A 9,984-nucleotide genomic window follows, 5' to 3' on the forward strand; every position below is an offset into this window, starting at 1 on the left:
GTTCTTCTACATCAAGAAGGCCCACATCGGCGTCATCCCCGGCCTGAAGGAATACGCCGAGTTCTTCGTCGCTGACGAGATCGCCGGCCCCGACGGCCCGCTCGCCAACTACGGCCTCGTGTCCGACCCCGAGCTGGCCGAGACCCAGTCCAAGGTTGCCGACGAAGAGGTCATGGGCTCGAACATGTAATCGGATATTTCCCGATTGCTTCGGGGCGGTGCCATTGTGCGCCGCCCCGTCTTCTCTTAGGCCATTTGCGAATTCGAAACGACCCTGGGGGGGCGACATGCCGGTACTCTGGCTCATCCTGATCGTGCTCGCGCTTGCGGTTGCCGGCTTCATCGCCGGCCGCCTGCGCGTGACTTCTGCCAGCGGAGAGCGACCGCATTCGCTTCCGAACTATTACGGCTGGAACGTCGCCATGAAGGTGATGGCGCCGGCTTTCCTGGCGCTGGTGGTCTGGCTGCTGGTGCAGCCGGTGCTGGTCGACCATCAGGTGACCGCAGGCCTCGGCGAGGGCGCCGTGCCCGAAGGCTCGACGCTGGGGCTGGTGATGTCCGACGTGCGCCGGGTGGCGGGCGGTCTCGACACCGCGGTGAGCCGCGGTCTGATCACCGCCGGTGACGCCGACGCCATGAGCACCGCCGATTCCGACGTGCGCAGCCTGCTGGGCGAGGCCGGCGTGGCGCTTGGCTCCGATGTCAGCCCCGAGGTGCTCGAGGCCGCTCAGGACTATCGCGCGATGAACGGCGCCGGCAATTTCTGGCGCAGCGTCGTGGTGATCCTGCTGGCCGTTGGCGGGCTCGGCTGGGGCGTTGCGCAGTCGACGCGCGACTTCCGCGCCCGCAACTCGGTCGAGACCGGCGTCCGCATCATCCTGCTCTCGGCGGCCTCCATCGCGATCCTGACCACCATCGGCATCGTGCTTTCGCTGGTCGGCAACACCTGGAACTTCTTCCAGGTCTATCCCGCCTCGAAGTTCTTCGGCTCCTTCACCTGGTCGCCCTCCTTCGGCGGCGGCTCCGAGCTTGGCATCTGGCCGCTGCTCTGGGGTACGCTCTACATTTCCTTCATCGCGCTCGTCGTGGCGGTGCCGATCGGCCTCTTCGCCGCCGTGTACCTCTCGGAATACGCAGGCCCGAAGATGCGCGCCTGGGCCAAGCCGCTGCTCGAGGTGCTCGCCGGCATCCCGACCATCGTCTACGGTCTCTTCGCGCTGCTGACCGTCGGCCCACTGCTGCTGACCGTGTTCGGCCGCGACGGGCTGGGCTGGATGCAGGCTGGCACCGCGGTGATGACCGCGGGGCTGGTGATGGGCATCATGCTCATCCCCTTCGTCAGCTCGCTGTCGGACGACATCATCAACGCCGTGCCGCAATCGCTGCGTGACGGCTCCTACGGCCTCGGCGCGACCCAGTCCGAAACCATCAAGCAGGTGATCCTGCCGGCGGCGCTGCCGGGCATCGTGGGCGCGGTGCTGCTCGCGGCCTCGCGCGCCATCGGCGAAACCATGATCGTGGTGTTCGGGGCAGGGGCCGCGGCGCGGCTCTCGCTCAACCCGTTCGACGCCATGACCACCGTCACCGCCAAGATCGTCAGCCAGCTGACAGGCGACGCCGATTTCGCCTCGCCCGAGGCACTGGTGGCCTTTGCCCTAGGCATGACGCTGTTCATCGTCACGCTTGGGCTGAACGTCTTCGCCCTCTACATCGTGCGCAAATACCGGGAGCAGTACGAATGACCGACGCGACCTCTCAGGGCGGCGCCCGTCCCGCAACCCGTCTGACCGCCGCCGACAAGCGCACCCAGCGCCGCAACGCCGCCGAAAAGCGCTTCCGCCTTTACGGGCTGGCCGCCATCGGCGCGGGGCTGTTCTTTCTGGTGGTGCTGCTGAGCTCGATTGTCAGCAACGGCATCGGCGCGTTCCAGCAGACCTTCATTCAGGTGCCGGTCTATTTGGACCCGGCCAAGCTCGATAAGAACGGCAACCGCGACCCGGCGGAAATGGCCAAGGTCTCGACCTTTGGCTACAACCCGCTGATCCAGGACAGCCTCTACCAGCTGGTGCAGGACAAGGGCATCGCCACCGAGTACGAAGACGGCGGCGACATGAAGGCGCTGATCTCGGCCTCTGCCGCGGCGCAACTGCGCAACACCGTGCTCGCCAACCCCGATCTGGTCGGTGAGACCGTCGAATTCGAGATCCTCGCCGCCTCGCGCGTCGACGGGTACCTCAAAGACCGGGTGAGCCGCGACAGCATCACCGAGGACAAGAACATCGACGCAGGCCACCTCGATCTGGTCGACGCGCTGCTCGAAGATGGCACGGTGCACAAGAGCTTCAACATGGCCTTCATCACCGGCTCCGACGCCTCCGAGAGCCGCCCCGAGCAGGCCGGTCTTGGCGTCTCGATGCTGGGCTCGCTCTTCATGATGTTGGTGGTGCTGTTCCTGGCGCTGCCGATCGGCGTCGCGGCCTCGATCTACCTCGAGGAATTCGCGCCGCAGAACAAGTTCACCGATTTCATCGAGGTGAACATCTCGAACCTCGCCGCGGTGCCCTCGATCGTCTTCGGTATCCTCGGCCTCGCGGCCTTCATCCAGTTCGCGCACCTGCCGCAATCGGCGCCGCTGGTGGGCGGCCTGACGCTGACGCTGATGACCCTGCCGACCATCGTGATCTCGACCCGCGCCTCGCTCAAGGCGGTGCCGCCGTCGATCCGCGACGCCGCGCTCGGCGTTGGCGCCTCGAAGATGCAGTCGGTGTTCCACCACGTGCTGCCGCTGGCCATGCCCGGCATCCTGACGGGCACCATCATCGGCCTTGCCCAGGCGCTTGGCGAGACCGCGCCGCTGCTGCTCATCGGCATGGTCGGCTACATCGCCACCAACTACCCGGACGGGATCATCTCGGGCTTCATGTCGCCGAACTCGGCGATGCCCGCGCAGATCTACGAATGGGCCAAGCGCGCCGACCCCGCCTATTACGAACGGGCCTGGGGCGGCATCATCATCCTGCTCGTGTTCCTGCTGGTCATGAACGTGATCGCCATCGTCCTGCGCCGCAAGTTCGAGCGCCGGTGGTGACGATGAGCGACAATCTCGGTAAGGGGAAGTGAACCCATGTATGATGCACCGTTGAGGAAGACCGACGTGGAAGCCAAAGAAACCAAGATCTCCGCCAGCGACGTTCAGGTCTATTACGGCGACAACCACGCCATCAAGGACGTCTCGGTCGACATTCTCGACAAGACCGTCACCGCCTTCATCGGGCCGTCGGGCTGCGGCAAGTCGACCTTTCTGCGCTGCCTGAACCGGATGAACGACACCATCGATGTGTGCCGCGTCGAGGGGCTGATCTCGCTCGACGGCGAGGACATCTACGACAAGCGCGTCGACCCGGTGCAGTTGCGCGCCAAGGTGGGCATGGTGTTCCAGAAGCCGAACCCGTTCCCCAAGTCGATCTACGACAACGTGGCCTATGGCCCGCGCATCCACGGGCTTGCGAAGAACAAGGCCGAGCTCGACGAGATCGTCGAGAAGGCGCTGCGCCGCGGGGCCATCTGGAACGAGGTGAAGGATCGCCTGCACGCGCCGGGCACCGGCCTCTCGGGCGGTCAGCAGCAGCGCCTGTGCATCGCCCGCGCCGTCGCCACCGAGCCCGAAGTGCTGCTGATGGACGAGCCCTGCTCGGCGCTCGACCCGATCGCCACGGCGCAGGTCGAAGAGCTGATCGACGATCTTCGCGCCAGCTATTCGGTGGTCATCGTGACCCACTCGATGCAGCAGGCCGCCCGCGTCAGCCAGAAGACCGCGTTCTTCCATCTGGGCCATCTCGTCGAATACGGCGAGACCAGCCAGATCTTTACCAACCCCGTGGACTCGCGCACCGAGTCCTACATCACCGGACGGATCGGATAAGCCATGAGCGATCTCAAGCATCACATTGCCACCGCGTTCGACCGCGATCTCGAAGGCATCCAGGCGCAGATCCTCAAGATGGGCGGGCTTGTCGAGGCGGCGATCCATGACGCCGCCAAATCGCTCGAGACCCGCGACGAGGAACTGGCCGAGCAGGTCCGCAAGGGCGACAAGGCCATCGACGCGATGGAAGAGAGCCTCAACGAGGAAGCCGCCCGCGTCATCGCGCTGCGCCAGCCCACGGCCACCGACCTGCGCGTCGTGCTGTCGGTGATGCGCATGTCGGCCAACCTCGAGCGCATCGGCGATCTGTCCAAGAACATGGCCAAGCGCACCACGGTGCTCGCGCAGATGACGCAGATCAACGGATCGAGCACGGCGCTGCGCCGCATGGCGCGCGATGTCGAGCTGATGCTCAAGGACGCGCTCGATGCCTATATCAAGCGCGATGAGGCGCTGGCCCGCGACGTGATCGAGCGCGATGCCGATGTCGACCAGATGTACAACACGCTGTTCCGCGAATTCCTGACCTTCATGCTCGAAGACCCGCGCAACATCACCTCGTGCATGCACCTGCATTTCATCGCCAAGAACATCGAGCGCATGGGCGATCACGTGACGGCCATCGCCGAGCAGGTGATTTTCCTCGCCACCGGCGAGAAGCCCGAGGGCATCCGCATCAAGGAAGACCGCACCTCGAGCGATCCGGCGCTGAGCGCCGACCTGTAAGCGGAGAAAGACCATGTCGGCTGATCAGCCCACCGTTCTGGTTGTCGAGGACGAAGCCTCGCAGCGCGAGGTTCTGCGCTACAATCTCGAGGCCGAGGGCTTCCGCGTCGCCGCCGCCGGCAACGGCGAGGAAGCGCTCGTGATGATGGACGAGGAAGAGCCCGACGTGATCGTGCTCGACTGGATGCTACCGAACCTTTCGGGCATTGAAGTCTGCCGCCAGATCAAGACCCGGCCCGAGACACGGGGCGTTCCGGTCATCATGCTCTCGGCCCGGTCGGAAGAGATCGACCGGGTGCGCGGGCTCGAGACCGGCGCTGACGATTATGTGGTCAAGCCCTACAGCCTGCGCGAGCTGATGGCGCGGGTGAAGGCGCAGCTGCGGCGGGCGCGTCCGGCGGCGGCGGGACTGCGGCTGGAATATGCCGACATCATCCTCGACGCCGAGACCCACCGGGTGACCCGCGACGGGCAGGAGCTCAAGCTCGGCCCGACCGAGTTCCGGCTGCTCTCGACCTTCATGGAAAAGCCCGGCCGCGTCTGGTCGCGCGAGCAGCTGCTTGACCGGGTCTGGGGCCGCGACATCTATGTCGACACCCGCACCGTCGACGTCCATATCGGGCGGCTGCGCAAGGCGCTCGGCGTCAATGGCGGCGACGATCCGCTGCGCACGGTGCGCGGCGCGGGCTACGCGCTCGGCTGATCCCTCGGCATGACGGGCGGGCCTTGGCCCGCCTGTCGCAGTTCGGGTCAGCTCTTTTTCTTTTTCTTCTTCTTTTTCGAAGCCTTGTCGGCCTTGAGCGCCTTTGCCGCCTCGGCCTTTTTCTTCTGCTTCTTTACGACAGCCTTGTTCAGCTTGGCCTTTTTCGACGTCTTTGTGGTCTTGCCCTTGGACGCCTTCTTGTCCTTGCCGCCCTTGCCGGAGGCGGCCTTCTTCGGCTTGGCGTCCTTCTTGGACTTCTTCGCCTTGGCTTTGCCTTTGCCCTTCCCCTTGGCCTTGCCGCTGCCGGGCTCGAGCGTCTGCGTCGGTTCCGGCTCGGGCAAGGGATCGTTGACCGCAAGCGGGCTTTCCGGATCGGGCTCCGGCATCATCCGGGGCGCCTCGGCCGGGGCCTCGGGCTCTTCGAGCGTGTCGTCGCCGGGCGTGCCGGGGGCCGGGGCGGCCTCGGTCTCGGCGGAGCGCGGCGCAGGGGCCGGATCGGCCGCGTTGAGGCTCGCGGCGGCGGCGGCAATCAGGCTGCGCGCGCGGGCGAGCTGGGTGCGGGGCAGGTCGGTGAGGGTCTCCGGAGCGGCGGCGGCGAGCGCTTCCGCACTGTCGATGCCAAGCGCGCGGATTTGCGTGGCCATGGCCGGGCCGATGCCGCGGACGGAGGTCAGGTCTGTCAAAATCATCTCCTGATGGATATTGGGCGAATACATTGCCGAGGAAGGTGCGTCAGAAACCGCTGCCTTGTCCACAAGGTTCCGTCAGGGCTTGCGCCCGCCGCGTTCTGCCCTTATAGGCGCGCACACGAACCCCGCAGGCGGGGTCGGGCCTTTGGGGGAGACATCCCCACAGCGTCCACCGGTTGCCCCATTTCGGGTCAAGCCCCCGCCGAGGATATGAAACCGGAAAGGATATAGGACATGGCTCTTCCCGAGTTCTCCATGCGCCAGCTGCTTGAAGCCGGCGTCCACTTTGGCCACCAGACGCAGCGCTGGAACCCCCGCATGGGCGAGTTCATCTACGGTGCGCGCAACGGCATCCACATTCTCGACCTGACCCAGACCGTGCCGATGCTCGACGCGGCTCTGAACGTCATCCGTGACACCGTCGCCAAGGGCGGTCGGGTGCTCTTCGTCGGCACCAAGCGTCAGGCAGCCCAGCCGATCGCCGAAGCCGCAGAGAAGTGCGCCCAGTACTACATGAACCACCGCTGGCTCGGCGGCACGCTGACCAACTGGCAGACCGTTTCGCAGTCGATCAACCGCCTCAAGGCGATCGACGAGCAGATGGAAGCCGGCGCTGAAGGCCTCACCAAGAAAGAGCGCCTCGGCATGGAGCGCGAGCAGGCCAAACTGCAGGCGTCGCTCGGCGGCATCCGCGAAATGGGCGGCCTGCCGGAACTGCTTTTCGTCATCGACGTCAAGAAAGAGCAGCTCGCCATCGCCGAAGCCAAGAAGCTGGGCATCCCGGTTGTCGCCATCGTCGACACCAACTGCTCGCCCGAGGGTGTGGACTACATCATCCCCGGCAACGATGACGCCGCCCGCGCCATCTCGCTCTACTGCGACCTCGTCAGCCGCGCAGCCCTGGACGGCATGACCGGCCAGATGGAAGCCGCAGGCGTTGACCTCGGCGCGCTGGAAGACGCACCGGCAGAAGAGCTGCTGGCGGACGCCCAGCAGGGCTGATCCGCGCTGTCGCGAAAGCGTCACGCAAGCATGACATGAGCGGCAAGGCCCGGGGCAGGGCCTGCCGCACAAGACCATTCGAGAGGGAGCCAAGCACATGGCGATCACTGCTGCACAGGTGAAAGAACTGCGCGAGATGACCGGCGCAGGCATGATGGATGCCAAGAAGGCGCTGACCGAGACCGACGGCGACATGGAAGCCGCCATCGACTGGCTGCGCACCAAGGGCCTCGCCAAGGCCGCCAAGAAATCGGGCCGCACCGCTGCCGAGGGCCTCGTGGCCGTCGAAGTGAACGGGACCACCGGCGTCGCCGTCGAGGTGAACGCGGAAACCGACTTCGTTGCCAAGAACGCCGAGTTCCAGGGCATGGTGTCGGACATCGCCAAGGCCGCAACCGGCGTCGACAGCGTCGAAGCACTGGCGGATGCCGAGATCGGTGGCAAGAAGGTCTCCGAGGTCATCACCGACAAGATCGCCAAGATCGGCGAGAACATGACCCTGCGCCGCATGGCGAAGGTCGAGGGCGACGTGGTGTCGACCTACGTGCACAACGCAGCCGCTCCGGGCCTCGGCCAGATCGGCGTTCTGGTCGCGCTCAAGGGCGGTGACGACGCGTTCGGCAAGCAGGTCGCGATGCACATCGCAGCCGCCAACCCGGCCTCGCTGTCGGAAGCCGACCTCGACCCGGCCGTCGTCGCAAAAGAGCGTCAGGTTCAGATCGACATCGCCAAGGAATCCGGCAAGCCGGACGCCGTGATCGAGAAGATGATCGTCGGCCGCATGAAGAAGTTCCTCGCGGAAGTGACCCTGCTGGGCCAGCAGTTCGTCATCAACCCGGACCTGACCGTCGAGAAAGCCGCCGAAGAAGCCGGCGCCACCATCGTGGGCTTTGTCCGCATGCAGGTCGGCGAAGGCATCGAGAAAGAGAAAGAGGATTTCGCAGCCGAGGTTGCGAAGGCCGCGCAGGGCTAATCCCCGACGGCATCTTTCGAAGACCTGAAAAGACAGGAGCCGCCCTTGGGGCGGCTCCTTTTGGTTCCTGCGGTCGGCCCCCCAGCACGGTTGGGGATGAATCGGGGAGCCGGGCAGGGGCGCCGAGGGGACCCTTGCGAAAATTGCGCGAGTCCCTCCCGGCTCCGGTTTGCACCGGGAGAACGAAGAGCCCTCGAAATCGCGAGGGATAGGTCCTCATGTTCCATGGCCAAAGCCACCACTCACGGAACATCTTCACATTCGCAATTTACGTGTCGTCAGGGAAGTCCGGGAAACCTGACCCCTTCATATTTTCTCGAAATTTGCCAATCTCGCCTAGATAGATTTGAATTTATTAAAACTTGGGCGAAGCATTTCCAAATCTGGTGCAACATTTGCGGGCGCGACACTCATCCTAAAGTCGAATACGACTCGACTTGATCGTTCAGTTTTGGTTTGGTCCCGTGTTCAGATGTCGATGACGAACATCTGATTCTGAAACGCGGCCTTGGCCACCGCCTGAGCGGTGGTTTCCACGTTCAAAGCCTCGCGCGCGAGGCGCAGGTGCTTCTCGATGGTGGCCTGCGTAAGCCCCATGATCGCCGCGATATCCTGCATCGTCTTGCCATCGCCGACCCATTCCAGCGCCTCGCGCTGGCGCTTGGTGAGCGTCTGGTTCGGCGGGATATAGGGCAGGGTGAGGATTTTGAGATGCAGCAGGTTGTTCATCAGCATGATGTCTTCGCCGTGGCGCGCCCAGGTGGCGTCGACCTCGTGCTGCTGGAGGCCAGAGCGTGCGGTCAGCGCGATGGCGCCCTTGGCGCGGCTCGAGACCGACGTGAAGCTGACCGAATAGCCGGCCCGCACGTCCATGCTCAGGTTGAACTCGATGACCCGGCGCTCGGCCTCGGTCACGTTGCCCTGTGCCATCATCTCGCCGATCACGCTCCACGAGCACGCGCCTTCGTGCTCGAGCGCCCAGCGGACCATCGGGGCGTGGTGATAGAGCCCTTTGCCGACGAACACGTCGGTGTAATCGGTGCTGTGGTTGGTCAGCAGCACGAAATCGTTCGGATCGCCGAGCGAGGTCGTGGTGCGGTAGCGCGTGAACCCGTACATCAGCCGATCGAAGCCGTAGCCGGCCATGCCCTCGAGATGCATGGCCCAGAGCTCTTCGACGGTGCCGGCATTGGTCATCGCGATGAGCCGGCTGCGCAGGTCCGCGGGCAATGTCATGAGCGCGCGTCCAGGTGGCTCTTCATCGCGTCCATCGCCAGCGTGTAGCCGCGCGCGCCAAAGCCGCAGATCACGCCGACCGAAACCCGGGCGATGTAGCTCTTGTGGCGGAATTCCTCGCGGGCGTGGACATTCGACAGATGCAGTTCGATCGCCGGGATCTCGGCCGAGCTGATCGCGTCCATCAGGGCGACCGAGGTGTGGGTGTAGGCGCCGGCGTTGAGGATCAGCCCGTCGAGCCGGCCACGGGTGCCGTGAATGGCATCGATCAGAGCGCCTTCGTGGTTGCTCTGTTCGAACTCGACCTCGACGCCGATCTCGCTGGCGTGCGCCCGGCACATGGCCTCGACATCGGCCAGCGTGGTGCGGCCATAGACCTCGGGCTGGCGGGTGCCGAGCAGGTTCAGGTTGGGGCCGTTGAGAATGAGGAAGCCGGGCATCGTGTAAGACCTTCGCGAAAGTGAATGCAGTGTTCGTCGGAAACGCACGCTTGTCCATTAGCGCAATTACCGACGCGGAGGTGCAACGTTTGCCGCCGTCTCGCAAGCCTGTTTGCGATCTACTTGCGATCTACGGGCCGAAGGATCGGTCGCAGGGCGGCGCCAAGGCCCGGTTTTGCGGGGGCTTCGGCCTGTCTCAGGCCGGCCTGGCATCTCATTTAATAACATAATACTGATTACAGGATTTCTGAGAGTGCGCAGGTGGATTCACATCCGAAGTGCAAATTCTG

Annotated in this window: 10 protein-coding genes and 1 pseudogene; 8 read left to right on the plus strand and 3 right to left on the minus strand. The window is 64.7% G+C overall.

The genetic code is table 11. The features are described from left to right. The 6 genes and pseudogenes from AC6RA4_RS19130 to phoB all read left to right on the plus strand — a co-directional run. A pseudogene (locus AC6RA4_RS19130) lies at nt 1-190 on the plus strand (phosphonate ABC transporter substrate-binding protein); the annotation flags it as partial. 97 nt (nt 191-287) lie between these two features. Next, entirely contained in the window at nt 288-1,742 is a 1,455-nt protein-coding gene (pstC, locus tag AC6RA4_RS19135; protein ID WP_500163091.1) for a phosphate ABC transporter permease subunit PstC, read from the plus strand. After that, complete coding sequence (gene pstA, locus AC6RA4_RS19140; RefSeq protein WP_500163093.1) at nt 1,739-3,088, plus strand: phosphate ABC transporter permease PstA; 1,350 nt, start codon at nt 1,739-1,741, stop codon at nt 3,086-3,088. The genes pstC and pstA overlap by 4 nt, the downstream gene beginning before the upstream one ends. A 36-nt stretch (nt 3,089-3,124) precedes the next feature. Then, the gene (pstB, locus tag AC6RA4_RS19145; protein WP_500163095.1) at nt 3,125-3,922 is read left to right on the plus strand and encodes a phosphate ABC transporter ATP-binding protein PstB; all 798 of its coding nucleotides are present in this window, start codon (nt 3,125-3,127) and stop codon (nt 3,920-3,922) included. 3 nt (nt 3,923-3,925) lie between these two features. Then, a complete protein-coding gene (gene phoU, locus AC6RA4_RS19150; RefSeq protein ID WP_500163097.1) occupies nt 3,926-4,651 on the plus strand; it encodes a phosphate signaling complex protein PhoU in 726 nt (241 codons plus the stop codon). A 13-nt stretch (nt 4,652-4,664) separates the two neighbouring features. Beyond that, nucleotides 4,665-5,354 carry a phosphate regulon transcriptional regulator PhoB gene (phoB, locus tag AC6RA4_RS19155; protein WP_500163099.1) on the plus strand — a complete coding sequence of 230 codons (690 nt, stop codon included), beginning with the start codon at nt 4,665-4,667 and terminating at the stop codon, nt 5,352-5,354. 47 nt (nt 5,355-5,401) lie between these two features. Here the strand turns inward: phoB and AC6RA4_RS19160 are convergent, their stop codons facing one another. Continuing rightward, complete coding sequence (locus AC6RA4_RS19160; protein ID WP_500163100.1) at nt 5,402-6,037, minus strand: helix-hairpin-helix domain-containing protein; 636 nt, start codon at nt 6,035-6,037, stop codon at nt 5,402-5,404. Between the two features lie 240 nt (nt 6,038-6,277). Between AC6RA4_RS19160 and rpsB the strand changes: the two genes are divergently transcribed. Next, complete coding sequence (gene rpsB / locus AC6RA4_RS19165; RefSeq protein ID WP_500163102.1) at nt 6,278-7,045, plus strand: 30S ribosomal protein S2; 768 nt, start codon at nt 6,278-6,280, stop codon at nt 7,043-7,045. A 97-nt stretch (nt 7,046-7,142) separates the two neighbouring features. After that, nucleotides 7,143-8,018: a translation elongation factor Ts gene (gene tsf, locus AC6RA4_RS19170; protein ID WP_500163103.1), complete on the plus strand. Its 876-nt coding sequence runs from the start codon at nt 7,143-7,145 to the stop codon at nt 8,016-8,018. A gap of 468 nt (nt 8,019-8,486) precedes the next feature. Here the strand turns inward: tsf and AC6RA4_RS19175 are convergent, their stop codons facing one another. Together AC6RA4_RS19175 and aroQ are read right to left on the minus strand one after the other, a co-directional pair. Then, on the minus strand, nt 8,487-9,254 hold the full coding sequence (locus AC6RA4_RS19175; protein WP_500163105.1) for a LuxR family transcriptional regulator: 768 nt from the start codon (nt 9,252-9,254) through the stop codon (nt 8,487-8,489). Beyond that, a complete protein-coding gene (gene aroQ, locus AC6RA4_RS19180; RefSeq protein WP_500163106.1) occupies nt 9,251-9,694 on the minus strand; it encodes a type II 3-dehydroquinate dehydratase in 444 nt (147 codons plus the stop codon). Before aroQ ends, AC6RA4_RS19175 begins: the two co-directional genes overlap by 4 nt. Between the last annotated feature and the right edge of the window lie 290 nt (nt 9,695-9,984).

Source organism: Salipiger sp. (assembly GCF_059781815.1).

Coding starts and splice junctions, on each gene's coding strand:
- pstC (WP_500163091.1), top strand. CDS start 288: ATGCCGGTACTCTGGCTCATCCTGATCGTGCTCGCGCTTGCGGTTGCC.
- pstA (WP_500163093.1), top strand. CDS start 1,739: ATGACCGACGCGACCTCTCAGGGCGGCGCCCGTCCCGCAACCCGTCTG.
- pstB (WP_500163095.1), top strand. CDS start 3,125: ATGTATGATGCACCGTTGAGGAAGACCGACGTGGAAGCCAAAGAAACC.
- phoU (WP_500163097.1), top strand. CDS start 3,926: ATGAGCGATCTCAAGCATCACATTGCCACCGCGTTCGACCGCGATCTC.
- phoB (WP_500163099.1), top strand. CDS start 4,665: ATGTCGGCTGATCAGCCCACCGTTCTGGTTGTCGAGGACGAAGCCTCG.
- rpsB (WP_500163102.1), top strand. CDS start 6,278: ATGGCTCTTCCCGAGTTCTCCATGCGCCAGCTGCTTGAAGCCGGCGTC.
- tsf (WP_500163103.1), top strand. CDS start 7,143: ATGGCGATCACTGCTGCACAGGTGAAAGAACTGCGCGAGATGACCGGC.
- AC6RA4_RS19175 (WP_500163105.1), bottom strand. CDS start 9,254: ATGACATTGCCCGCGGACCTGCGCAGCCGGCTCATCGCGATGACCAAT.
- aroQ (WP_500163106.1), bottom strand. CDS start 9,694: ATGCCCGGCTTCCTCATTCTCAACGGCCCCAACCTGAACCTGCTCGGC.